The organism is Rothia uropygioeca (assembly GCF_004136585.1).
In the GTDB taxonomy this organism is placed as follows: Bacteria; Actinomycetota; Actinomycetes; order Actinomycetales; family Micrococcaceae; genus Rothia.
In genome coordinates this window covers 743,810-768,538 of sequence record NZ_NOIR01000001.1, presented here as the reverse complement: position 1 = coordinate 768,538, position 24,729 = coordinate 743,810, and the positions used below count along the sequence as shown (strand labels likewise).

At 61.3% G+C, this 24,729-nt stretch carries 24 protein-coding genes; 13 read left to right on the top strand and 11 right to left on the bottom strand.

Annotated features, from left to right (window positions below; genetic code table 11):
• The first annotated feature begins 24 nt into the window (after positions 1–24).
• Positions 25–1,176 (top strand): phosphoribosylformylglycinamidine cyclo-ligase, encoded by a 1,152-nt coding sequence (gene purM, locus EWR20_RS03385; protein WP_129358992.1) that lies wholly within the window; start codon positions 25–27, stop codon positions 1,174–1,176.
• A gap of 159 nt (positions 1,177–1,335) precedes the next feature.
• Here purM and EWR20_RS03380 read toward each other — a convergent pair whose 3' ends face one another.
• Together EWR20_RS03380 and EWR20_RS03375 are read right to left on the bottom strand one after the other, a co-directional pair.
• The gene (locus EWR20_RS03380; protein WP_129358990.1) at positions 1,336–1,542 is read right to left on the bottom strand and encodes a DUF3073 domain-containing protein; all 207 of its coding nucleotides are present in this window, start codon (positions 1,540–1,542) and stop codon (positions 1,336–1,338) included.
• A gap of 172 nt (positions 1,543–1,714) precedes the next feature.
• On the bottom strand, positions 1,715–2,659 hold the full coding sequence (locus EWR20_RS03375; protein ID WP_238147537.1) for a Sir2 family NAD-dependent protein deacetylase: 945 nt from the start codon (positions 2,657–2,659) through the stop codon (positions 1,715–1,717).
• Between the two features lie 99 nt (positions 2,660–2,758).
• Between EWR20_RS03375 and EWR20_RS03370 the strand changes: the two genes are divergently transcribed.
• The gene (locus tag EWR20_RS03370) at positions 2,759–4,021 is read left to right on the top strand and encodes an alpha-hydroxy acid oxidase (protein ID WP_129358986.1); all 1,263 of its coding nucleotides are present in this window, start codon (positions 2,759–2,761) and stop codon (positions 4,019–4,021) included.
• Positions 4,022–4,158: 137 nt separating this feature from the next.
• On the opposite strand, the gene clpB is transcribed toward EWR20_RS03370, so the two are convergent.
• Together clpB and EWR20_RS03360 are read right to left on the bottom strand one after the other, a co-directional pair.
• Positions 4,159–6,759 (bottom strand): ATP-dependent chaperone ClpB, encoded by a 2,601-nt coding sequence (gene clpB / locus EWR20_RS03365; RefSeq protein ID WP_129358984.1) that lies wholly within the window; start codon positions 6,757–6,759, stop codon positions 4,159–4,161.
• A gap of 167 nt (positions 6,760–6,926) precedes the next feature.
• Positions 6,927–7,514 carry a hypothetical protein gene (locus EWR20_RS03360; RefSeq protein ID WP_129358982.1) on the bottom strand — a complete coding sequence of 196 codons (588 nt, stop codon included), beginning with the start codon at positions 7,512–7,514 and terminating at the stop codon, positions 6,927–6,929.
• A 120-nt stretch (positions 7,515–7,634) separates the two neighbouring features.
• Between EWR20_RS03360 and EWR20_RS03355 the strand changes: the two genes are divergently transcribed.
• The 4 genes from EWR20_RS03355 (at position 7,635) to trmB (ending at position 11,477) form a co-directional block, all read left to right on the top strand.
• A complete protein-coding gene (locus tag EWR20_RS03355; RefSeq protein WP_193553876.1) occupies positions 7,635–8,300 on the top strand; it encodes an HAD family hydrolase in 666 nt (221 codons plus the stop codon).
• 125 nt (positions 8,301–8,425) lie between these two features.
• Positions 8,426–8,854 carry a hypothetical protein gene (locus tag EWR20_RS03350; protein ID WP_129358978.1) on the top strand — a complete coding sequence of 143 codons (429 nt, stop codon included), beginning with the start codon at positions 8,426–8,428 and terminating at the stop codon, positions 8,852–8,854.
• Positions 8,855–9,081: 227 nt separating this feature from the next.
• Positions 9,082–10,602, top strand: a complete 1,521-nt coding sequence (locus tag EWR20_RS03345; RefSeq protein WP_129358976.1) for an alanine/glycine:cation symporter family protein — start codon at positions 9,082–9,084, stop codon at positions 10,600–10,602.
• Positions 10,603–10,697: 95 nt separating this feature from the next.
• Positions 10,698–11,477, top strand: coding sequence for a tRNA (guanosine(46)-N7)-methyltransferase TrmB (gene trmB, locus EWR20_RS03340; protein WP_129359422.1), 780 nt, complete (start codon positions 10,698–10,700; stop codon positions 11,475–11,477).
• A 38-nt stretch (positions 11,478–11,515) separates the two neighbouring features.
• Here trmB and EWR20_RS03335 read toward each other — a convergent pair whose 3' ends face one another.
• From EWR20_RS03335 to EWR20_RS03315, 5 genes are all read right to left on the bottom strand, one after another.
• Positions 11,516–11,956, bottom strand: coding sequence for a heat shock protein transcriptional repressor HspR (locus EWR20_RS03335; RefSeq protein WP_129358974.1), 441 nt, complete (start codon positions 11,954–11,956; stop codon positions 11,516–11,518).
• 3 nt (positions 11,957–11,959) lie between these two features.
• Complete coding sequence (locus tag EWR20_RS03330) at positions 11,960–13,000, bottom strand: DnaJ C-terminal domain-containing protein (RefSeq protein WP_129358971.1); 1,041 nt, start codon at positions 12,998–13,000, stop codon at positions 11,960–11,962.
• Between the two features lie 177 nt (positions 13,001–13,177).
• The gene (locus tag EWR20_RS03325) at positions 13,178–13,801 is read right to left on the bottom strand and encodes a nucleotide exchange factor GrpE (RefSeq protein ID WP_129358969.1); all 624 of its coding nucleotides are present in this window, start codon (positions 13,799–13,801) and stop codon (positions 13,178–13,180) included.
• Complete coding sequence (gene dnaK, locus EWR20_RS03320; RefSeq protein WP_129358967.1) at positions 13,801–15,660, bottom strand: molecular chaperone DnaK; 1,860 nt, start codon at positions 15,658–15,660, stop codon at positions 13,801–13,803. The genes EWR20_RS03325 and dnaK overlap by 1 nt, the downstream gene beginning before the upstream one ends.
• Positions 15,661–15,885: 225 nt before the next feature.
• Entirely contained in the window at positions 15,886–16,602 is a 717-nt protein-coding gene (locus EWR20_RS03315) for a hypothetical protein (protein ID WP_129358965.1), read from the bottom strand.
• 218 nt (positions 16,603–16,820) lie between these two features.
• Between EWR20_RS03315 and EWR20_RS03310 the strand changes: the two genes are divergently transcribed.
• The 7 genes from EWR20_RS03310 to fmdA all read left to right on the top strand — a co-directional run bounded on the left by EWR20_RS03310 (position 16,821) and on the right by fmdA (position 22,442).
• Positions 16,821–17,408 (top strand): DUF4282 domain-containing protein, encoded by a 588-nt coding sequence (locus EWR20_RS03310; RefSeq protein WP_129358962.1) that lies wholly within the window; start codon positions 16,821–16,823, stop codon positions 17,406–17,408.
• A gap of 39 nt (positions 17,409–17,447) precedes the next feature.
• Positions 17,448–17,954 (top strand): low molecular weight protein-tyrosine-phosphatase, encoded by a 507-nt coding sequence (locus EWR20_RS03305; RefSeq protein ID WP_129358960.1) that lies wholly within the window; start codon positions 17,448–17,450, stop codon positions 17,952–17,954.
• Positions 17,951–18,553, top strand: a complete 603-nt coding sequence (locus EWR20_RS03300; protein WP_129358958.1) for a nucleoside/nucleotide kinase family protein — start codon at positions 17,951–17,953, stop codon at positions 18,551–18,553. Before EWR20_RS03305 ends, EWR20_RS03300 begins: the two co-directional genes overlap by 4 nt.
• Before the next feature lie 39 nt (positions 18,554–18,592).
• Complete coding sequence (locus EWR20_RS03295; RefSeq protein WP_129358956.1) at positions 18,593–19,828, top strand: multidrug effflux MFS transporter; 1,236 nt, start codon at positions 18,593–18,595, stop codon at positions 19,826–19,828.
• A gap of 55 nt (positions 19,829–19,883) precedes the next feature.
• Positions 19,884–20,765, top strand: a complete 882-nt coding sequence (locus EWR20_RS03290; protein ID WP_129358954.1) for an aminotransferase class IV — start codon at positions 19,884–19,886, stop codon at positions 20,763–20,765.
• A 91-nt stretch (positions 20,766–20,856) separates the two neighbouring features.
• Positions 20,857–21,144 carry an FmdB family zinc ribbon protein gene (locus EWR20_RS03285; protein WP_129358952.1) on the top strand — a complete coding sequence of 96 codons (288 nt, stop codon included), beginning with the start codon at positions 20,857–20,859 and terminating at the stop codon, positions 21,142–21,144.
• Positions 21,145–21,185: 41 nt separating this feature from the next.
• A complete protein-coding gene (gene fmdA, locus EWR20_RS03280; RefSeq protein WP_129358950.1) occupies positions 21,186–22,442 on the top strand; it encodes a formamidase in 1,257 nt (418 codons plus the stop codon).
• Positions 22,443–22,516: 74 nt separating this feature from the next.
• Here the strand turns inward: fmdA and EWR20_RS03275 are convergent, their stop codons facing one another.
• A complete protein-coding gene (locus tag EWR20_RS03275; RefSeq protein ID WP_129358948.1) occupies positions 22,517–23,935 on the bottom strand; it encodes an ABC transporter permease in 1,419 nt (472 codons plus the stop codon).
• Position 23,936: 1 nt separating this feature from the next.
• Positions 23,937–24,674, bottom strand: coding sequence for an ABC transporter ATP-binding protein (locus tag EWR20_RS03270; RefSeq protein ID WP_129359421.1), 738 nt, complete (start codon positions 24,672–24,674; stop codon positions 23,937–23,939).
• Positions 24,675–24,729 lie beyond the last annotated feature (55 nt).

Sequence of the window (24,729 nt, the reverse complement as noted above, 5' to 3'; positions counted from 1 at the left end):
CCCACCGATCTCAAAGGACCATAGATGGCTCAACCCCACCAGACCACCGCGGGCCTGACGTACGCGAGCGCAGGCGTCGATGTCGAGGCCGGCGATCGTGCCGTCGAGCTCATGAAAGAAGCCGTCAAGCAGACCCACAAACAAGGCGTCGTCGGCGGTGTCGGCGGCTTTGCGGGACTCTTCGACATCTCGGCCCTGACGCAATACCGGAAGCCATACCTTGCGACGTCGACGGACGGCGTGGGAACCAAAGTGGCGATCGCCCAGGCTCTGGATATTCACGACACGATTGGTTACGACCTGGTCGGCATGGTAGTCGACGACATCGTCGTTGTTGGTGCCAAGCCCCTGTACATGACCGATTACATAGCCTGCGGCCGCGTGGTTCCCGAGCGCATCGCGGATATCGTACGAGGAATCGCTTCTGCATGTTCCGTGGCAGAAACCGCCCTGGTCGGCGGGGAAACCGCGGAGCATCCGGGCCTCCTGGGCGAGCATGAGTACGACGTCGCCGGTGCGGCCACCGGAATCGTCGAAGCTGACGAGCTTCTCGGACCGGATCGCGTGCGCGAGGGCGACGTCGTAATCGGCATGGCTTCTTCCGGCATCCACTCGAACGGCTATTCACTGGTCCGCAAGGTCATCAATCTCGCCGGCTGGTCCCTGGACCGGGAGGTCTCCGAATTCGGCCGCACCTTGGGCGAAGAGCTGTTGGAACCGACCCGGGTCTACGCCGCAGACGTTCTCGATCTGGCGCGCACCTTCCCGGTATTGGGCGAAGACGGCCAGCTCGGTCACGGCGTCCGCGGATTCTCTCATGTCACCGGCGGGGGCCTCGCGGCCAATCTGGCCCGCGTTCTCCCGCAGGGTCTCGAGGCCCGCGTGGATCGGGCCTCTTGGGAGATCCCCGCGATTTTCCGCGTCATCGCCGAGTTGGGCAAAGTTCCGGAACCGGACCTGGAACGTACGCTGAACCTCGGTGTGGGCATGATCGCGATCATAGATCCGTCCGTGGCGGACGACGCCGTGAGGCACCTCAACGATCGCGGGGTGAATTCGTGGACGCTGGGAACCGTCGCTCAAGCGGATCCGCCCGCAGACAAGGGGCCCGACTACGTCCAGGGAGCCAAAGGCGTCAACGGTGGCGCGGTCCGCATGGTGGGCTCCTACAGCTAGACCTCAGACCCGCTTCGCGGACGGCGCTTGCACCATTGTGGTGGGGGCGCCGTCTGCTGGCTCGGCTCAAACAGAATATTAAACAGAAGCGCACCGGTTGACGTGGTCAACCGGTGCGCTTCTGACGATTGGGTGGCAGGCGCCAACGCCCGAATGAGCTTATCGATCCTCTGCGGAATCGTCACCGTACTCGTCTGCATAACCCGAGTACTCGTCCTCATTCGAGTGGACATCGTCTCGCTCGGCTCGCCGATCCTTCGCCGCGCTAAGTTCTCGTTCGAGCGCCGAATAATCGGTTTGCGGGCTGAAATATTTGATCTCCCGCGCCTGCCTCGTTGCCTTAGCCTTCTGACGGCCGCGCCCCATGGCGTGACCCCCTCTTATCGCTCGCTCCGGCGGCGGCACTGTGATGGGCACACAATGCGGCACCGGAATATCCGTCAATCTTCCGTCTGTTAAGGGTACATGGTTTGTCAGTAGTATGCTCACCGAGGAACGTACGTGACACGGGCATCCGGTTCAGCCCTGGAAGAAAGCGCTATAGTCCCAGCTCATCGAGCAGCGAGAGAAAGGCCGGTTCCACCGGGCTCCGCCAGAGGTAAGTGGCCCTCGTATCCGCGCGCCCGGGGCCACCATTGATGACGGCCAATGGCTTTCCTTGCCGCAAACCGTCCAGGACGATGCGCAATCCGCTCATGACGGTCAGCGACGACCCCGCCACGAGAACGGACGTGCACGCGGCGAGCATCTCACGAGCGGCCTGCTTCCGAACGGTCGGCACGGGCTCACCGAAGTATACGACGTCGGGCTTGAGGAGCGTCGAGCCGCATACGATGCAACCGACCATGTGAAAACGTTCGACCCATTCCCCCGTGAGCTCGACGTCGCCGTCCGGGTTCACCAGGCTCGGATCCAGGGTAATGGATTCCAGGTAGCCCGGATTCGCATCCTTGAGGCGGAGGTCGAGGGCACGCCGATCTTCCGTGTGCCCGCAGACGAGACACGCAACCCGGCCGAGGTCCCCGTGCAACTGCACGAGGCTCTTGCTGCCGGCCTGCGCATGGAGCCCGTCGACATTCTGTGTCACGACGCCACCCACGAGGCCTTCCTGCTCGAGCTCCGCCAGGGTGTAGTGAACAACATTGGGTGCGGCTTGATTCATGAGGCGCCAGCCGACGAATGATCTGGCCCAGTAGCGGTGCGACGCATCCGGGTCATGACGGAATTCCTGGTACGTCATGGGGCGATGTCGTCGGAGGGAGCCCTTCGGTCCCCTGTAGTCCGGTATCCCGGACCCCGTCGAAACCCCGGCTCCCGTGACGACCAGCACCGGCCCCTGCCGGAGAAGGTGGGCGATGCCTTCGCGGGCTTCTCTCTCCGGTGTCGCCGTTGCCGTTTCATCCACCACCCTGGCGATGGAACGAAGTGCCGCTTGATGCGCGTTGCCGAGGCGATCCGCGGCGTCGGGGGCTGGAGAAGTCACACTCCCACAGTATCGGACGTCCATGAGCTCCTCACAGGTGTTTGGCGCTGCGCAAAGACTAGGGTGTAAGCCCAGACCCGCTCGAGGAAGAGGAGAGCCATGTCCATGAAATCCGCCACGAAGAACCGTCTGGCCCCGCTGACCAGGCAGTTCCCGGACCGTCAGATGCTCAAGGATTTCATTAAGCTCGAAGGCCTGCGCGTGGACAGACGAGCTCACCGCCTCGAACGTGCCCAGGATATATGGGACCTTCGCGAGATCGCTCGCCGCCGCACACCCAAGGGCCCCTTCGATTATGTGGATGGCGCGGCAGAGCGCGAGCTGTCCCTCGGTCGGGCGCGGCGGACCTATGACGATTTGGTCTTCCACCCGCAGGTCCTGCGCGACGTTTCCGATGTGAGCCTCGCGACGACCGTCTGCGGCTCCGAGGCCTCGATGCCCTTGACGATCGCACCGACTGGTTTCACGCGCATGATGCACAGCGAAGGCGAAATTGCGGGCGTGCGTGCAGCCCATGCGGCTGGGATCCCGTTTTCGTTGTCGACGATGGGAACCGAGACGATCGAACGCGTCGCCGAAGCGGGCCAAGACGGGCGCACATGGTTCCAGCTCTACCTCTGGAAGGAAGATCGGGATACCTCCTTCTCACTCGTGGACAGAGCTGCACAAGCAGGCTTCGACACCTTGCTCGTAACGGTGGATACACCGGTCGCCGGTGCACGCCACCGCGACGCGCGCAATGGCATGTCCTTTCCGCCCAGGCTCACACCCAAGACATTCCTCAATGCTTCCTACCGGCCGGAGTGGTGGATCAATTTCCTGACCACTGCCCCGCTGGGCTTCACGAATTTCGGAGGGACACCGAGCCACAGCCTCGCAACGATTGGGGACATGTTCGATCCAAGTCTCGACATCAGCGAATTGAGGTGGCTTCGTTCCCAGTGGAACGGGCATTTGATCGTCAAGGGCATCCAGACCCCGGAGGACGCCGAGCGTGCGGTCGAGGCTGGGGCAGACGGGATTGTGCTGTCGAACCACGGTGGCCGTCAGCTGGATCGCGCCCCTGTTCCGCTCCTTATGCTCCCCAAGGTGCGCCAGCGCCTGGGCGAAGACGCAACCATTCTGATCGATACGGGAATCATGTCCGGCGCGGACGTTGTCGCGGCCGTCGCTTTGGGTGCCGATGCCGCCCTGATCGGCCGCGCGTACCTCTACGGCCTCATGGCTGGCGGTGCGGAAGGCGTCGAGCGCGGACTGTCTATTTTCCGTAACGAGATGCAGAGAACCCTCCAGCTCATGGGCATCCCGGATATCAATTCGGTCGGCCCCGACCACGTCGGAATGCACTGGCGTACCCTCTAAGCTGCTTCGAAGCAGAGTCGATCGACAACAAACGTGACGAAGGCACCGGTTGCGGACACAACCGGTGCCTTCGTGCCGATCGAATGTTACTGGCGGCAAGAGACCAGCTCTGCCTCGGTCTGCTGGCGGGCGGGATCCTAGCGGCTCGACGTCACCGTTAGCCCGTCCGCGGCGACGTCCGGATTGACGTCCACGTGGACGACGTCGCCGTCGTGAATGTCTCCGGACAGGATTCCCTTGGCCAAACGGTCGCCGATTTCCCGTTGCACCAGTCGGCGCAAAGGCCGCGCGCCGTACGCCGGGTCGTACCCGGTCATCCCCAGCCATTCGGTCGCCGCGGGCGTGACGTCCAGGGAAAGCCTCTTGTCGCCCAGGCGTTTGCCCATCGCTTGGACCTGGAGGCTCACGATCTTGGACAGGTCCTCGCTCGAGAGCGGATCGAACATGATGATCTCGTCCAGTCGGTTCAGGAACTCGGGTTTGAAGGACGCGTTGACCACGTTCATGACGGCCTCGTGCTTTTCCTTGTCGTCCAGGGTCTGGTCGACCAAGAATTGGCTCCCGAGGTTCGAGGTCAGGATCAGGATCACATTCCGGAAATCGACGGTTCGGCCCTGGCCGTCGGTCAGGCGGCCGTCGTCGAGAACCTGAAGCAGGATGTCGAATACCTCGGGGTGGGCTTTCTCCACTTCGTCCAGGAGAACCACGGAATACGGACGACGTCGCACGGACTCGGTCAGTTGCCCGCCTTCCTCGTATCCGACGTATCCGGGAGGCGCACCGACCAAACGGGACACGGAATGCTTTTCCGAATACTCGCTCATGTCGATGCGAACCAAAGCGTGTTCGTCATCGAACTGGAATTCCGCGAGCGACTTCGCCAGTTCCGTCTTGCCTACACCTGTAGGCCCAAGGAACAGGAACGAGCCGATCGGACGATCCGGATCCGCGACACCGGCACGCGAACGACGAACGGCGTCTGCCACGGCGCCCACGGCAGTCTTCTGCCCGATGAGACGCTTCCCCAGTTCGGATTCCATATTGAGCAGCTTCTCGGATTCGCCCTGAAGCATCCTGCCGGCCGGGATTCCCGTCCAGTTGGAGATGACCTCCGCGATGTCGTCGGCAGTGACTTCCTCGGAGACCATCGTTTCCTTGGCGGTCTGCTGCTGATTCTCTTCCTTTTGAGCCGCATCGAGCTCCTGCTGTTTCGCGGGGATCTCCCCGTACAGGAGTCGGGAAGCCTCGGCCAGGTTGCCTTCTCGCTGCGCCACTTCGGCTTGCGAGCGCATCTCGTCGATTTGGGTCTTGATGTCACCCACACGGTTCAGACCAGCCTTTTCGGCCTCCCACCGCGCGTTCAGCGCCGAGAGCTCTTCTCTCTTGTCGGCCAGGTCCACACGGAGAGCCTCCAACCGCTCGATCGACGCCGGATCCTTCTCATTGGACAGAGCCAGCTCTTCCATGGTCATGCGGTCCACGGCGCGGCGGAGCTCGTCGATCTCCTCAGGGGCCGAGTCGATCTCCATCCGCAGACGCGAAGCGGCCTCATCCACGAGGTCGATCGCTTTGTCCGGCAGCTGACGCCCCGTGATGTACCGATTCGACAACGAGGCGGCGGCAACCAGCGCGGAGTCGGCGATCTGCACCTTGTGGTGGGCCTCGTAGCGCTCCTTCAGCCCGCGAAGAATCCCGACGGTATCTTCCACGGTAGGCTCACCCACGTAAACCTGCTGGAATCGACGCTCGAGCGCGGCGTCCTTCTCGATGTTCTCCCGGTACTCGTCCAACGTGGTTGCACCGATGAGGCGCAGCTCCCCACGGGCGAGCATTGGCTTGAGCATATTCCCGGCGTCCATCGAGCCTTCGCTCGCACCGGCACCCACGAGGGTGTGCAACTCGTCGATGAAGGTGACGATCTGTCCTTCGGACTTCTTGATCTCGTCGAGAACCGCCTTAAGACGTTCTTCGAACTCGCCACGATATTTGGCACCGGCGATCATCGAGCCGAGATCCAGGGAAATGAGACTCTTGCCCCTCAAGGACTCCGGCACGTCACCCGAAACCATCCGCTGGGCCAGGCCCTCCACGACGGAGGTCTTCCCGACGCCCGGTTCACCAATGAGCACGGGGTTGTTCTTGGTACGGCGCGACAGAACCTGCACCACTCGGCGGATCTCGGAATCGCGTCCGATCACCGGGTCCAGTTTTCCGGAGCGCGCGACGGCGGTCAGGTCCGTACCGTACTTCTCGAGGGACTGAAACGTCCCTTCCGGATCCGGCGACGAAACGTTCTGGTCCCCGCGTACGGAGGGAAGGGTCTTCTCAATCGCGTCAACCGTTGCACCAGCATCGGCCACGGCACGGGCGGCCTCGGTATCTGACACCTGGGCCAGACCGAGGAGGAGAACCTCCGTGGAGATGTAGTCGTCACCCAGCTTGGTTCCGGCCTCCTGCGCATTCTGGATCGCTTTGAGCGACTGGCGCGAGAATTGCGCTTGAGCGACCGAAGACCCGGAGGACGAGGGCAATTTCTTAATCAGATCACTGGCCTGCGCCGAGAGCGCGTCGATGTCGATGCCGAGAGATTTGAGCACCGCAACGGCAACTCCTTCGCGCTGGTCGAGAAGCGCCTTGAGGATGTGTGCTGGCTCGATCTGAGGGTTCCCCGCAGTCTGAGCGTTCATGTTTGCGGCGTTCAGAGCCTCTTGGCTCTTGGTGGTGAATTTAGTATCCAAGATGGGCTCCCTTGCTAGTCACTAATGGATTGCGTCTGAGGTGTTCAGCTAACTTGAGTCTACTACGCTCAAGTTCGGCTGTACAGGGATTCCCAAAACGTTTTCCACAGGTTTTGCAGTGATTCGGCGGGATTCTCGGGTCTTCACTCCTGCCGACACCGCGCTCTTCAGTACTCGCCGTCGTTGTAATTCATCGCGTCCAGAACCTCGTCCTCTGTCGCGGGCCGACCGCTGGATTTTCGGGCGCTGTATCGCTCATGGTTGATCGCGATGATGAGCGTCGCAAATGCTCCCACGAAGGTCAGAATCGCGAAGGTGTTGCCGAATCCAGCCGAAAGCCCAACGAGGTCATGGCCGAAAACTTGGGAGAGGGCAGAGACAGTCTCGCCGTTCACGCGGTCAGGGATCAGGAATCCGAAAACCCCGGCCAAGATCCAGGTCAATGCCTGGATCGAGGCGAGCATCCCAGACGTCGAGCGAGCTTCGTACCGATTCGCATCCGTATACATCCGCCATGACGCCAGGAGCATGACCACCAGATACAACGGTCCGACGCTGACCAGGAAGGTCCCGACGAGCGTGCCACCGGCACCGAAGAGCGATCGCCCGGTCGTGACCCAGATGGCCCCGACCAACGCCATCGGGAATCCGATCCAGGACGATATGCGCAGCAATGCTGCATCCCGCCTCCCGGGCAACTGACCGGAGGGGGCTAGGGCTTCAGCGGGACGGGCAACGGATTCGGCAGAACTCACAAGACCAGTGTATGAGATGCGGCTCCGGCACGGAGTGGCAGATTCGGGTATTCAAACGTCCACGAATCGCGGGATCCTCCTACCCCATGTGGGTGATACGGGCACCAGTAGGCTATTGGCATGACTTCTTCTCTCCCCGCAGCAATTTTCTTCGACCACGACGGCACTCTGGTGGACACCGAGCCTTTGTGGGCCCAGTCCAAATCTGACCTGGCCGTCCAGTTCGGCAAGACATGGACGGAAGAAGACACCCTCGCTTGCTTGGGCCGCCCGATGACGGACACGCTCATTCGCCTGCAAGAACTCGGCATTCCCCTGTCCAAGCCGGAGCTACTGGCACGATTGACCACCGACGCCCGCGAGATCATCTCGCAAACCGAGGTACCGTTCCTTCCCGGCATCTCCGATCTTCTCGAAGAACTGGCCCAAGCACGGATTCCGACGGCGATCGTCACCAATGCCACCGCGGAAATCGCGAATATGACTGCGGGCCGGGCCCCGGAAGGTTTGATCCGCACCGTGATCGGTAACGAAGACGTCACCGACCCCAAGCCGAATCCGCAGCCCTACCTCATGGCCGCGCAGCGTCTCGGCGTCGAACCCGAAGACAGCGTCGCCGTGGAGGATTCCCCCTCCGGTGTCGCGAGCGCTATGGCGGCAGGGATGAAAACGATCGTCGTCCCGGGGATGCAACCGGTCGGGCCCGATCAAGGGAGCATTCACCTGAACCACGAGGACCTGACCCTCGAAGCACTCCGCGGTCTGTTCGCCCCACGTCCGGCCTGACCCAGACCGTGTGACGGATTCCTAACGCGACCGTGCGGCCACGGTATAGAGTTGGAATCAGGTGGGTTGCGTCAATATAAACACTGATCAGCCCGGACCTATAAACCTTAAGAAAGGAAATGATCATGGCCTTTTCCCTCCCCAACGCGGTTCTCCGCGCTGTTCCCGGTGCATTCATCCTCAACTCCGGATACGGCAAGCTGAACCTCGACGAGCAGACCGCCGGCCAGTTGCAGTCCATGGCCGCCAACGCATTTCCCGCCGTCAAGGATCTTGACGCGGCCACGTTCGGCAAGGCCATCGCGTACTCCGAACTCGCTGTCGGCGGCGCACTGGTCACCCCCGTGATCCCCAGCCGCCTTGCCGGCCTGGCTCTGGGCGCATTCGCCGGTGGCCTGTTGGCCATGTATTTCAAGACCGAGGAGATGACCGAGGACGACGGCATCCGCCCATCCCAGGCTGGTACCGCCGTTGCCAAGGATTCGTGGATCGCCGCGATCGCCCTCGCGCTGATTCTCCAGGGCAAGGGCAAGAAGAAGGCCAAGAAGAAGTAGCCTTAGACGTCGACGACCCAAGACGCCGCCCACGCGTTTTTCGGACAGCAGTTCGGGAACGTATGGGCGGCGTTTTGTGTGCGCGACAGGCCCAGACACCCGAACGACCGCACAATATGGGCCGGGCCGGCAAGTATTGCTACCCTCATATCAGCCTGCGAAAAGCGTCGGAAAGTGTCGCTGACTAGCGACTATATCGAGTATCTTGCCTGGAACGAGGAATTCTAGTGGAACACATCAGTTCCATCATCAACGCGGTCGACAACTTCGTCTGGGGCCCATGGTTACTCTTGCCGCTTCTCCTCGGTACCGGAGTGTTCCTGACTTTCAGACTTTCGGGTATCCAACTCCGCTATTTCGGAAAGGCGATGTCGCTGGCCTTCGGACGACGTAGCCGGCAAAGCGGGGAAAAGGGCGAAATCTCCTCCTACCAAGCCATGGCAACGGCCTTGGGCGCTACGGTGGGCACGGGCAACATAGTAGGTGTAGCACTCTCGATCCACATGGGCGGTCCGGGCGCCCTGTTCTGGATGTGGGTGACCGCGCTGGTCGGGATGGCGTCCAAATACAGCGAATGTTTCCTCGGAGTACGCTTCCGCACCCGGGACAAGAAGGGAGAGCTGACGGGAGGGCCGCAGGTTTACCTCGTCCGAGGCATACCCAACAGATTCGGGTGGCTTCTCTCCGTCACATTCGCTGCATGCGCCGTCGTTGCGACTTTCGGCGTCGGCAACATGACGCAGTCCAATGCCATTGCGGCAAACCTGGACAATACTTTCTCCGTGGCGCCATGGGTCACCGCCGTGGTCATCGGGATCATGACGCTGATCGCCCTGCTCGGAGGCATCAAGTCCATTTCCAAGATCACGGTGTTCTGCGTGCCTCTCATGATTGCGCTCTACGTCTTCGGGGGCCTCTACATCATTGGCGTCAACTACGAAGGGATCCCGCAGGCCATCGCCCTGATCTTCGGAAATGCTCTGACTCCCCACGGCGTCGGAGGAGGGATCGTCGGTTCTCTGCTGATGACGATCCAGATCGGGGTCGCCCGCTCCTTGTTCTCCAACGAGTCAGGCATGGGCACGGCATCGATCCCCTCGTCGATCGCGCAAACTTCCCATCCCGTCCGCCAGGGCCTCGTCTCGATGACGCAGACTTTCGTGGACACACTTGTTGTTATCTCGATCACTGGATTCGTGATCATCACCACCGGCGTGTGGGAGAAGGACGATCCTGACGTCATGACCTCTCATGCTTTCGCGACGGGTCTGCCAGGCAACTGGGGCGGAGTGGTGGTGACTGTCTGTCTGGTGCTTCTGGGGTACTCGACCGTTCTGGGTTGGGCCTACTACGGAGAACGGTGCATCGAGCGCCTCGGCGGGGGCACCTTCGGGATCACGACTTACAGGGTCATTTTCGCTATTGCCTGCGGTTTCGGAGCAGTGGCCCCCTTGACTCTGGTCTGGAAATTCTCGGACGTCATGAACGGCATTATGGCGATCCCGAACCTCATCGGACTCATTATTCTGTCCGGCCTCGTGGTTCGGGAGACCCGCCATTATCTGCGGCACGACCCGGATTTCGAGGCCAGTACCGCAGAGATTGACGAGTTCATGGGCTCCGACCTCGGTGCCCTGGACGCGCAGATCGACCATCAGGTCGATTTGTCACAGAAGCACTCGACCCTGTCCCACCCGGAAGCCCCGGAGGATGCGAGCGAAGAACCCGCAGGCGTCGGGGGCGGCTGAAGGGCGTGCGATAAGCTGATGCGGCGGCCCGGTTGATCCACGGATCCTTCCGCGACATACGTCAGCGCGCGGGAGCTCATCGGGCCACCGCAACCCTGCCGCCCCATCAGATCACCGGAGCATCCTTGAGCGACGTCCCCCAGAAATTCCATCGCCAGCCTTACTCTTTCGTCCGACGAGGCGACCGACTCACTGCTCGCCGCCAGAAGGCATGGGACACCTACGCTCCGACACACGTCCTGGATGTTCCTCGTGAGATAACGGATACATCGGTGGCCGAGTCCGCCGAATTCAACCATGAAGCGATCTACGGGAGAAAAGCGCCTCTCGTCGTGGAAATCGGTTCCGGACTGGGCGAGGCCATCGTTCACGCTGCGAGCGAGCATCCGGAGAATGACTATCTTGCCGTCGAGGTCTACAAACCCGGAATCGCAGACTTGCTCCTCAAGATGGGACAGGCCGAGATCACCAACGTCCGCTGCGTCCAGGCGAACGCTCCCGAGGTGCTCGAGAATCTGCTTGAGCCGGATTCAGTGGACGAAATCTGGGTCTTCTTTCCGGACCCCTGGCACAAGTCGCGCCACCACAAGCGCCGCCTGGTCTCGCCCGGATTCACCGAAAAAGTCGCGCGCGTTCTCAAACCGGGCGGTATCTGGCGTCTGGCCACCGATTGGGAAGAGTACGCCTGGGTGATGCGCGAAGTCATGGAAGCCGCACCGGACTTCGACAATTTGTATGCAGGCGAAGGCGCAACCGAAGAGGATCCCCACGGCGGATGGGCTCCACGCTGGGAAGGGCGCGTCCTCACAAGTTTCGAACGCAAAGCAGGCGAGGCCGGACGCAGAGCGCACGACCTCGCCTATCGTCGTCGTTGATGAGGCGGCACCGCCTGTCGATTCTCGACGCTGAAGCCTTACCGATACGGAAGCTGGGGCCTAGCGATAGCCAGCGCCTTACTGGGTGTTTTGGCGCTGGGACGTTGACCACGGCCCAGCTTCACGACGTCGCCGCCGATCGTCGCGGCAAATACCCGGGAGGATTCTTCCAGTCGGTCCTGGGCGTCCTGCAACTCCTGCGTGAGCTCTCTGACTCGGGCTTGCAACGCGTCGACTTGGTTCTCCAATTGGAGAACCCGCTTGATTCCCTCGAGGGAGACCCCTTCGTGGGACAGTTGCTGGATCTGCCGGAGCCGGACGACGTCCTTCTGCGAATAGCGTCGCGCGCGCCCCGGTAGCCGCGACGGTGTCACCAAACCGAGCCGGTCATACTGCCGAAGCGTTTGCGGGTGCATCTCCGCGAGCTCGGCCGCAACCGAGATCACGAAGAGTGGTTGGTTCACGTCGCCGAATTGCATGGGTTACACGACCTTTGCCTTCTCCGCCAGGCCGGCCCTCGGATCGCCTTGGGAGGCCAGCTCTGTGAATTTCTTGAGCGCCTCTTCGGCCTCCGGGGACAGGTCCTGGGGCACCTGAATCTCCGGAATCACGTAGAGGTCGCCGGTGTGCTTCTTCGTCTTCACGCCTCGGCCTTTGACACGCATTCTGGTGCCGGGCTCCTGGCCGGCCTTGAGACGCAGGCGAACTGTTGATCCGTCGGTGGTCGGCACGGACAGGACCGTGCCAAGTGCCGCTTCCTCGTAGGAAACGGGAACACGGACCGTGAGGTTGTCTCCATCCCGTTCGTACAACTCGTGCGGGCGGACGTGCACCGTGACGATCAGATCAGACTTGCCGCCCGGACCGATGCTTCCTTTGCCGCGAAGGCGGACTTTCTGGCCATCACGCACGCCCTCGGGCAGACGAATAGTCGTGCTGCGTTGATCGGGACGGTTGACCTTGACTTTGGCGCCCTCCAGGGACTGACCGAAGTCAATGGTCACGCTGGCCTCGACGTCGGGGTTACGGGGCGCCTGTTGTTGGGCGCCGAACGGGTTCTGGCCACCGAAGTTGCCGCCTCCTCCGAACAGGTCCGCAAAAGGATCCCCACCGGAGGAGCCGTACTGCACGCGAGGCCCGCCCGCGCCGCCGAACGGGCTGCCGCCGTACGTGGTCCGCGTTCGGCCGCCACCGAACATATCCCCGAAGAGGTCCTCGAACCCACCGGCACCGGCAGGTCCCCCCGGGCCGCCTTGCCCGCCAGAACCAGCGCTGAATCGAGCTCCCGAGCCCATGGCACGGATGGCATCGTACTGTTTGCGCTGTTCGGGGTCAGAAAGGACCGTATTGGCCTCGGAGACCTCTTTGAATTTTTTCTCTGCGGCCTCGTCCCCGGGGTTCTGATCCGGGTGATACTTGCGCGCGAGTTTGCGGTAAGCCTTCTTGATGTCGGCTTCGCTGGCATCCTTGGAGACGCCCAGAACCTTGTAGAAGTCTTTTTCTAGCCAATTTTCGCTAGCCATTGACGCCTCCTTTCAAAGCGTTGCGTGGTGTGTTCTCTTCCGCTCTTGTATATCTCAAAATAGTGGAAACGAACGACGCCGAGGCCCTCCCCCGCCACAGAGGCAGAGGTTCGGTGCCCCGGCGTCGATTCGCTGGAGGCGGTGCGGCTGGGCCGAGACCGCCGGTCGGGCCTCTGGTCAGCCCTCGGCTACCGCCACAGCAACCTGGGCAGGACGCAGAACGCGGTCCTGGACCCGGTATCCGCTGCGGAAAACCATGGACACGTGGTCGGGTTGGACCTCGCTCGTGGGCTGCTGCATCACGGCTTCGTGGACCTTGGGATCGAACTCTTCGCCGGTATCGCCATAACGCTCCAAGCCGTGCTTCGTCAGCGCGTCCTCGAACTTGTTGGCGATCGACGCGAACGGCCCGTCCTCCAGATCGCCCGCCTTGCGAGCCGCATCGATATCGTCGATGACGGGGAGCAAGGAACTCACCACGTCGGCGACCACGAACTGTCGAAGCTGGTCCCGTTCTTTCTGGGACCGGTTCTTGAAGTTCACGAATTCGGCTTGCAGACGGCGCAGATCCTCGAGGCGCTCGTTCGCGGTCCTCTCAGCCTCCGTTGCAGGGTCCTGTATGGGCTCCGCCTCGGAGGGGTCCGCAGCGGCCTCCGCCGCGGACCCGTCCTGACCGTCAGCCTCAGCACCTACACCCTCGGCGGTCTCCGCCTCGGGAGCTCCTTCCGCGTCGGGAGCGTTGAAGGCGTCCTCCAGCGGGTCGTTTCCCTCAGGGTTATTGGTGTTGTTCGGCTCAGTCATTAGTTCTTCTTTTCATCCTCATCGTCAATGACCTCGGCGTCGACGACATCCTCGTCATTGGCATCGGCGTTCGCCTCGGAGGTGTCCTCCGTCTCGGCTCCAGCCTGCGCCTGCGAGTAGATCGCTTCGCCGAGCTTGGTCTGAGAAGCCTGAAGCTTCTCGAATGCGGACTTGACCGCGTCGTCGTCGTCGCCCTCAAGGGCCTTCTTGACCTCGTCGACGTCTCCCTGAACCTCGGTCTTGATCTCCTCGGAGACCTTGTCCTCGTTGTCCTTGAGGAGCTTCTCGATCTGGTAAGCGCTGGACTCCGCGTTGTTGCGCAGATCTGCGGCCTCACGACGGGCCTTGTCCGACTCGGCGTTGGCCTCTGCGTCCTTGACCATGCGGTCGATGTCTTCCTTGGACAACGAGGTACCGCCGGTGATGGTCATCGACTGCTCGGTGCCGGTGCCCTTGTCCTTCGCGGAGACGTTCACGATGCCGTTGGCGTCGATGTCGAAGGTCACCTCAACCTGCGGGACACCACGAGGGGCCGGAGCGATACCGGTCAGCTCGAAGGTGCCGAGCGACTTGTTGTCACGGGTGAACTCACGCTCACCCTGGAAAACCTGGATCGACACGGAGGGCTGGTTGTCCTCTGCGGTTGTGAAGGTCTCGGAACGACGCGTCGGGATGGCCGTGTTGCGCTCGATGAGCTTGGTCATCACACCGCCCTTGGTCTCGATGCCCAGCGACAGCGGGGTCACGTCGATCAACAGGACGTCCTTGCGGTCGCCCTTGAGCACACCGGCCTGCAGAGCAGCGCCCATGGCCACGACCTCATCCGGGTTCACGCCCTTATTGGGTTCCTGGCCGCCGGCCAGCTTCTTGACCTCTTCGACGACCGCCGGCATACGGGTCGAACCACCGACGAGCACGATGTGCGCAATATCAGCAACCTTGATACCGGCTTCCTTGATGACGTCGTTGAAAGGCTTCTTCACGCGGTCCAGAAGGTCCTGAGTCAGGTCCTGGAACTTCGCGCGGGAAAGCTTCTCGTCCAGGTGAACCGGGCCGTCGGAGGTCACCGAGAGGTATTGCAACGAAATGTTGGTCGACGAGGCCGAGGACAGTTCCTTCTTGGCCTGCTCGGCTGCCTCGCGGAGACGCTGCAAAGCAATCTTGTCCTTGGACAGATCCGCGCCTGTCTTGGACTTGACCTGCTCGAGAAGCCAGTCGACGATGCGCTGGTCCCAGTCGTCACCGCCAAGGCGGTTGTCACCCGAAGTCGAGCGAACCTGAATCGTCGAAAACCCGTCCTCGTCCTTGCCTACTTCCAGCAAGGAGACGTCGAAGGTGCCGCCACCGAGGTCGAAGACCAGGATGAGCTCATCTTCGTTGCCCTTGTCCAGGCCGTAGGCCAGAGCAGCCGCAGTGGGCTCATTGACGATACGCAGGACATTGAGTCCGGCGATCTCGCCGGCTTCCTTGGTGGCCTGGCGTTCGGCGTCGTTGAAGTACGCGGGAACGGTGATGACGGCGTCGGTCACGGTGTCATTGAGGAAGGACTCGGCGTCGCCCTTGAGCTTCTGCAGGGTACGTGCCGAGATTTCCTGCGGGGTGTACTTCTTACCGTCGATGTCGGTGTTCCAGTCGGTGCCCATGTGGCGCTTCACCGAAGAAATGGTGCGATCCACGTTGGTCACTGCCTGGCGCTTGGCGATGTCGCCGACCAGGGTCTCGCCGTCCTTGCCGAATGCAACAACCGACGGAGTGGTGCGAGCGCCCTCGGCGTTCGCGATGACGACGGGCTCGCCGCCCTCGAGTACGGCAACCACAGAGTTGGTGGTACCGAGGTCAATGCCTACTGCACGTGACATATGGTTTTTCTCCTTACGTAGTCCGAAAACCGGGGCACATTCCGGCACTCACGACACTGCTTCCGCAGGGGAGGCCATCGATCTTGCGCACCCGGAGGTCTCACTTCTTGAGTTGTCCTGACTCAAGTCTGCCACTTCTCAGAAGAAAGTCAAGAGACTTGAGCGAAGTCGACTCAACTTTATTTACAGAAGACCGCCCAGGTTACGGACGTGGCCGGAAACCGATCACCACTCCTTCCCGCCGAGCTCCTTCTTGGCATCATCGGCCGTTCCGGCATTGCCGATGGCGGCCCAGTGGTTACCCTCGAGACCCCATTCGCCTTTGTCCTCATCCATGACCGGGGCATTCAGTGCATCGCTCAATGACGACTTCACATCGGCCTCGTGTTCGGAATAGATGCCGACGATGAGCTTGCTGTCCTCCTTCGCACCAGACAGGGCCTGGAAGTCGCTCAGATCGATATTCGAGCAGACATACACCTGAGCGTCATCAGGGAAGTTCTCCTTAGGCAGAACAGAGTTCAGCAGCGTCTTGTCCAGATCACTGCATTGCCCCGCCCCCTGAGCGGATCCAAGATTCTGCACCTTGTCCCGAAAATCGCCCTCATCATTGATCTTGCGCCCGCCCAGCACTCCGGCGAACACGAGGGCGAGGATGACGACCAGGGCTATGACGATCACGCCGCCACCTATAGACAGACCAAGGATCAAACCTTTGCGAGATTTTCGCTGTCCCTCCCCGTACACCTGACGTCCGGGGTGCGCACCTGGGGGAAATTGCTGAAAATCCGTCGGTGGGTAACCCGTCTCATGCGACGTGTTGGGCTGGTTGGGACCGGGAGGTCGCAACGGACCCCAATTGGGCTCGTTGGGCTCGTTGGGCTCGTTGGGCTCGTTGGGCTCGTTGGGCTCGTTGGGCTCGTTGCCGGGATGATGACTCATGATCAGACCTTTCTTGCCCGCTATTTCGGAGCGATTGTGCATTTTTCCAAGCGTATGTAATCCAAAAGACATCTAACAGTGTTTCGATCTCGCAGACAGGAAATTCACGGCGAGACGGTGATTTGCGACAGTTCAATGAATAGACTGATCACATGGCACTTTTACGCGAGTGACTTGCCTTAACTTATGAGCATTCAAAAGTACAGGGAGTATTGACCATGTCTGATCACGAGCACGAGGAATCAAACCAGCAGGGCAATTCGTCGAATAATGGGAACGGGTCGAGGGCGGACAATTCGAAATCCCATCAGGATCCCCATCAGTCCGACGGACCGTGGCAGCCGCCGCAGAACTCCTCTCGCGGCTACGGACAGGCTCCACACGGTCAGGGTTACGGACAGAACCCTCAGGGTCAGCCGAATTACCCCCAACAGAATGGATATCCGGGACAACCGGGGCAGCCGCAGCAACAGGGTTACGGCCAACCAGGCTACGGACAACCGCGGGGCCAGGGTGAGCCGGGATTCTTCCAGGCCATGTTCGACCTTTCGTTCCGTCATTTCGTGACCATCAAGTTTGCCTCGGTCATCTACGTCATCGGCTTGGTCGTGATCGGCCTGGGCTGGCTCTTTTCGGTTATTGTGGGATTCGCGGAAAACGCGTGGGTTGGACTCATTTTCCTGATCCTCGGGGCCGTCGTGGCGTTCGTGTACATTATTCTGTTCCGCGTGACCCTCGAGTTCTACGTAGCAATGGTCCGGACATCGCAGAACACGTCCATCCTTGTGGAGCGTGATCGGCGCTGAACTCACATGTCGCCGCCCGGCCCCGGTAACGTGGTGACCATGTATCGCATTGTTACCGTTTGCACCGGCAATATCTGCCGCTCCCCCATGGCCGAATACCTAGTACGCAACGCGGCGCAGGACGCCGGGCTGAGTGGCGTTGTCGTCACATCTGCTGGTGTGAGCGACGAAGAACAAGGAAATCCCATCGATCCTCGGGCTCGGAAAGTCATGGACCGGCTGGGCATCGACACCAGCGGCCATTCTGCCCGCCAGGTCACGCGCCAGGATTTGGAGGACAACGACCTCATCCTGGCTCTGGACGTCCCTCATTTCAGGGCTCTCCGCCGCATGGCCGCAGACGAGGCCCAAGCTGCCAAGATCCATCTCATGCGCGAATTCGATCCTTCCGCGGCCGGCGAGCCGGTCGAAAAAATCGGCATCTATGACCCGTGGTACGGCGATGCCTCGGATTTCGATCGGACTTTCGGAATGATCGAGGATTCCGTCCAAGGCGTGATCGACGAGGCATCTCGGCACCCGGAGGCACGGAACGAGGAATCATGACGGTCGATCCTCGCAATTGCGCATACGAACGCCAACCGATCTGGGTCATGTCCTCGCACACGATTCTGCCGAAGGACGAGCAGGACTTATGGAAGGCCATCGGCCAGGCACGCTCGCTCGCGTCGGGCCCTGAACCGTTTGTCGTGGCGATTGACGGGCGCTCCGGTGCGGGCAAGTCGAAGCTGGCTGGACGTCTCTTGGAACGTGCGCGCGCCGAAGACGGATCAGATACCGTCGCACTCTTCCACCTGGAAGACATTTATCCCGGGTGGGAAGGCCTCGAAGACGGCATCGACATGTATGCGGAGCTGCTCGAGCGCTTGATGCGCAATGAGGACGCGACCTGGCGAGCCTGGGACTGGACGCGGAATCACTATGCGGAGGAAACGCAAGTATTGAGCGCAGACCGATCGCTCATCATCGTCGAAGGCGTCGGTTCGACCGCGCCGGGACATCCAGAAACGCGCCCTCACTTCGGGGTTTGGCTTCATCTCGAGGCGAATATCCGCAAGTACCGTGCCCTCAAACGCGATGGCGACATGTACCGGCCCTATTGGCAGTTGTGGGCCTCGCAAGAGGATAGGCTGTTCGCGCGGTAATTCGGCGGCACTTTCCGCACACGGGCAACAGGGTGCCCCGTGAGGCGCCATCAACCTGAGAAACGTGAGGTCAGATTGAACCCCACCGCATCGCGCATCCCGGTGCCTCTCCTCATCCTGCTGGGGACGCTCACCGGCATAGCGCCTTTGGGTACAGACATGTATCTGGCGGCTTTCCCCCAAATGACGCAGGACCTCGGAACGGCGGCCTCGCTGGTCCAGCTGACGCTCTCAGCATTCATGGCTGGCCTGGCGATGGGCCAGATTATCATCGGTCCGCTATCAGATCAGTGGGGCCGGCGGCGTCCCTTGGTGATCTGCTCATTCATTTGCGTGCTGGCCACCATGGGGTGCGCGCTGGCACCGACTGTCCACCTCCTGATCGGCTTGCGGTTCTTGATGGGATTCACCGGTGCGGCGGGACTCGTTCTGGCTCGTTCAGCGATCACCGACCTCACGGAAGGACATCAGACTGCCCGATACATGAATTTCATGATGATGATCAACGGGATCTCACCGGTCCTGGCCCCGACTCTGGGTGGCATCATCCTGGGATTCGCGCCCTGGCGCGCCGTGTTCTGGGTCCTCACGGTGATGACCCTCGTGATGGCCATCGGAGTGTTCTTCCTGTTTCCCGAATCGTTGCCGAAGGACCGCCGGCACGGAGGAGGGCTCGCGGCTTCCGGCCGCGGCATAGCCTGCGTCGTTCGCCGCCCTGCGTATATGGCATATATGCTCGCGTTCGTCTTTTCCTTCGGAACCTTGTTCTCCTACATTTCCGGTTCCACCTATGTGCTGCAGAACAACCTCGGGCTCACGGCCACCCATTATGCTCTGGTTTTCGCGGCCAATTCCTTCGGGATCCTAGCTTTCTCCTGGGTTTCGAATCTCTTGCTGAAAAGATTCCGTCCTCAAGGAATTGGGTTAGGCGGCATTGTCATCTCAAATGTGGCGACACTGTCTTTTCTGGTCCTCGCACTGTGCGGGCTCTCCCTCGTTCCAACGCTCGTGTGTCTCTTCGTCACCGCCGCGGCCCAAGGACTGGTCTTCGGAAATGCGACATCGTTGGCGCTCGGGCACGGTCGAGATTACGCAGGGGCGAGTTCGGCATTGGTTGGCGGACTTCAGTGCACAATGGGCGGGATCGTTTCCCCGCTCGTCAGTGCCGCTGGCGCGAATGCGGTGATCCCCATGGCGGCAATGATGGTCGGTTGCAGTCTGATTGCCTTGGTTCTTTTCCTGCTCGCGTCCCGAATTTTCGAACCGCGAATCTGAAGATCCGCGCGGGTCCTCGAACAACGCTCTTGCGGTATGGCGTTTAATGAGGTGTATGACACCCACGGTTGTTCGCATAGATCAGAATTCTCCGACCGGAACGGTCCTCAACGCCTCGACTCCCCTGATTCGAATCGACGACGAAGGCTATACGCGTGGAGACGGAGTGTTCGAAACGATGCTGGCCGTAGACGGTTCGATTCGCAAATTCGATCTCCATCTCACGAGGCTCGGGAACTCAGCCCGCCTCCTTCACCTCCCGAATCCCAGCGAGGACTCGTGGCGATCGGCATCGGCCCTGGCTCTCAAATCCGCAGGAAACGGCACACCATCTTCTCTGGGAGCCGAGCACACGGTGAAACTCCTCATTAGTCGCGGAACGCCGGAAGACGGTCCGTACGGGCTCGTCGTCGTGAGTTCCGTACCGGACTCGACCATCGCTCAACGCGAGGAAGGCGTCAAGGCGCTCCTGCTTCCACGCGGACACGATCCCGCTGAAGACACGGCCTACCCATGGCTTCTGGCCGGCGCCAAAACCCTTTCCTACGCGGTCAACATGGCCGTCCTGCGACACGTCAGGTCCCTCGGCGCACAGGAAGCCATTTTCACGGCTTCGGATCGACGAATTCTCGAAGCTGCGACCAGTTCCGTGATCATGGCTCGTCAGGAAGGCGACCGACTGCGACTCTTCACCCCGGAACCCAACCGGGGGATTCTTCCGGGAACCACTCAGGGCGCAATTTTCCAAGGAGCGCGGGAGGCAGGTTGGGAGGTCGGCTTCGGACCGCTCTACCCGACGGACCTGATGGAGTCCGATGGTGTCTGGCTCACCTCATCCGTCCGCCTGTTGGCACCGGTGACCCATCTCAATAACCAAGAGCTCGTTCTCAACCCCGGCCTCACGGGTGAATTGATGAATTTTCTTCGTTCCCGCTAGGTAATATGCGGTTTTTCCTTTGACCGGTCATCACGGCGGGCGTAGCCTCGAGGCGTTAGTGTTTTGGATCACAGCATCATTTGGGGTGTGCATGCCGCTGTACGAGTTCCGGTGTCCGCGTTGCGGGGTCTTCGAAGCCCAGCATTCTATGTCCGCTGTCCCCGCCGAGCGGCAGTGCCGCACCTGTGTCGAGACCGCAACGCGCATCTTCTCCCCAGTCGGCCTCTCGAAACTCGGCACGGCCCGGGCGACGGCAATGAGTGAGGCCGAACGCTCGGCCCATGAGCCCGACGTCGTAACCCGCCTCCCCGGTCCGCCTGTCCCCAAGGCCCCACATACCTCCCACGATCCGCGACACCTCAAGCCTCCTCGTCCCTGAGGTCTCAAGCCCCTGTTCATCGTTCGATCGAGAGGAACACCATGCCCGAGGTTCTATTTCCGCTGGACTCCGACAAGCCATTCTCCGAACAGGAGAAAATCGGTCACAACCGGTGGCACCCGGACATTCCTCCCCTCGAGACCCTGAAGCCGGGCGAGACCTTCCGGGTGGATTGCCGCGAGTGGTTCGACGGCGCGATTAAGAACGACGACTCCGCCGACGACATCCGGGATGCGCCCATCGACGTCGTCCACGCTCTTTCAGGACCTTTTGCCGTGGAAGGTGCCGAGCCCGGCGACCTACTGATCGTGGACATCCTGGATCTGGGTCCCATTCCCCAGGAAACCGGCCCGCTAGCAGGCCAGGGCTGGGGATACACAGGGATTTTCCCCAAGAACAACGGTGGGAGCTTTCTCGTCGACCAATTTCCGGATGCCTACAAGGCCGTTTGGGACTTCACCGGCGACGTCGCCACATCGAGACATATCCCCGGAGTCAGTTTCACGGGCATCACCCATCCCGGGTTGATGGGAACCGCGCCGTCCACCGATCTTCTGGCCAAGTGGAACAAACGGGAGGGCGATCTGATCGCAACCGACCCGAACCGTTTGCCGCCCCTGGCACTTCCCCCTGAGCCCAAGAGCGCAATCCTTGGGCAGCTCGAAGGCGCGGAATATGATCGTGTGGCATCCGAAGCGGCTCGGACCGCCCCTCCCCGGGAGAACGGCGGCAACCAGGACATCAAGAACTTCACTAAAGGCTCGCGCGTCTTCTATCCCGTGTTCGTCAAGGGCGGCAACTTGTCGGTCGGCGATCTGCACTTCTCACAAGGCGACGGAGAGATCACCTTCTGCGGCGCGATCGAGATGGGAGGGTACATCGATCTGCGTGTCGATGTTCTGAAGGGCGGCATGGAGACCTATGGCGTGAGCGAAAATGCCATCTTCATGCCTGGCCGCACTGCACCCCAGTACTCGGAGTGGCTTGCCTTCTCGGGAACCTCCGTGACACTCGACGGCGAACAACGCTATTTGGACTCCCAGCTGGCTTATCAGCGCGCAATCCTGCATGCGATCGACTATCTGACCAAGTTCGGATACTCCCCAGAACAAGCATTCCTGTTGCTGGGCGCCGCCCCGATCGAAGGCCGGTTCTCAGGCGTCGTCGATGTCCCGAATTCCTGCGCAACCGTTTATCTGCCCACGGAAATCTTCGATTTCGATGTCAGTCCTCAGTCCTCGGGGCCGGTGCAGATCGATCCTGGAATGGGTGCGCCCCGTTCGGCGAATCCAGCTTAGGACTGTTTCGGCCGCAACCCGCACTACGGGCGCCCCCCCCCAATTCGATCCGAGGGGCGCCCGTCACATCGTCGTTAGGTCAGCGCGAGGGCCCGGACGGGCGATTCCTTGGCTGTCTGGCGCGCGGGGAGTGCGGTGGCGAGGCCGGTAATGGCCAGGCATCCGACGACCACGCAGACGAGCACGGTCCACGGCGGTGTCGGTCCGAAAACTCCGACACCATCGACCGCGGCGAACATGCAGAAGGTTCCGGCCCAACCGTAGAAGAGACCCAAAGGTATGCCCAGGCATGCCGCAGAAAGCGTCAGTTGGGCAGTTTCCCCGAAGATCATGCGCCACATTTGACTCGTGGACAGTCCCACGGTCCGGAGCATCCCCAACTCGCGACGACGTTGCAGGATTGCGGACTTCATATTGTTTGCCACCCCGATCGCGGCGATGACCACCGAGAACGCGACCATTCCGTAGACGAAGAGCAGTGAGTTGTCGACCATCTGGTTGACGACTGCCACGTCCTCGGGGCGGTACTCGCCACTACCGGCCATACGCTGGACCACCGATTTCAAGGTCGAGCCGAGAGTGCCGAACATCACCACGAGCGTGATTCCAATGACCAGCCCCATGGAGGTCCGCGCCGAGCGCAGAGGGTATCGCCGCGAATTGGCGACGGCCATCCGCCCCGAGGTCCCGTGACCGACCACTTTTCCCGAAAGGGCGAAAAAGGGCGGCATAATCCACGCGGATCCCAGGCCGATACCGCCAAAGCTCAGGAACCCTCCGAAGACCGCGGGAAGGACCCCCGCGGGGCCCGTCAGCCCCATCATGAGTCCACCGCCGAGGAACAATGCTCCCAACACGACCAGCGCTATCGAGAGCCCGAGTGTCCAAACTCGCTTGCGCAGAGTCTTCAGGGCCGGTTCGGCGCTTCGGCGCGAGCCTTCGAGAGGAGAGACTGACAGAACCGGACGCGCTCCGTTCCACGCGGCAATCCAACTCGTGAGGGCCACCAGCACGGCGGCAGTAATCATCCACGGGTTGGTTGCTGTGACTTGCAAACCACTACCGGCGCCGTTCGCCTCCGCGGTCAAGGCGATAACCCATGTCGTCACGGCGCCCAGGCCGAGTCCGACGACGGAACCGATCAGTCCGATCAGAAGCCCCTCGCAAGCTACCGCACGCCGCAGCGTCGAGGCTTTCGCACCGATCAAACGAAGAAGCGCCAGCTGCTGTGTTCGGCCCGCGACAACGATGGAAAATGTATTGACCACCACCATCGCCGCGACGAACAGGGCGATCGCGAAGAACGTCATCGAAGTCAACAGGAGCATGACCAACAGCGTTCCTTCGGCCTCGCCTCCGGGATCGAGAATTTTGTGCAGCAGCCCCACGGCCCCGATAAGGCCGGAGCCGAACATCGAACCGATGACCACAACGAGGAGGGTCGATAGGTGCTGTCGAGGATGGTGAGTCAGTTCACGCACGGCATTTTTCACGTCAGTTCACCTCCAAGGAAAGCATCATCTGGGCGATGTCCTCAGCCCGAGCGGAGCTGTTGCTCTGGTGAACAATCTCGCCGTCCGCCAGGTACACCACCCGATGGGCGTGAGCCGCGGCTTTGGGATCGTGTGTGACCATGACGATTGACTGCCCGAGCTCTTGGGCGGCCATTCTCAGCAGCTGGAGGACTTCCAGCGCCGAGCGCGAATCCAGGTTGCCCGTCGGCTCGTCAGCCAGGATCAATGCCGGTCGGGTAGCCAGCGCGCGCGCAATTGCAACTCGTTGTTGCTGGCCTCCCGACAGCTCTGCAGGACGGTGGTTGACGCGCTCGGAGAGTCCCAACCGGTGAAGAAGGTCCTCGATCCACGCACGCTCTTGACGGTCCGGCGAACGCCCGTCCAGGTCAAAGGGCAGCAGGATATTCTCTCGAACGTCCATGGTCGGCATCAGGTTGAAGGCCTGGAATACGAACCCGACACGACGACGCCGAATCTCGGTCAGTGCGGCGTCGTCGAGATGCGTGATTTCCTGCTCTCCGATCCACATCCGTCCGCCGCTCGGGGACTCGAGTCCGGCCATGAGATGCATCAACGTGGATTTTCCCGATCCGGACGGTCCCATCACCGCGACGAATTCGCCTGGAGCGACGTCGAGGTCGACATTGCGGACAGCCGAAACGACGTTGCTGCCTTGTCCGTATGATTTGCTGACGTTCTCGGCCCGAGCGATGGGCATGACGGCCCGGGGCGCTCCACCGGGTGCCTGGGCTTCACGAGTCTGGGGTGACATT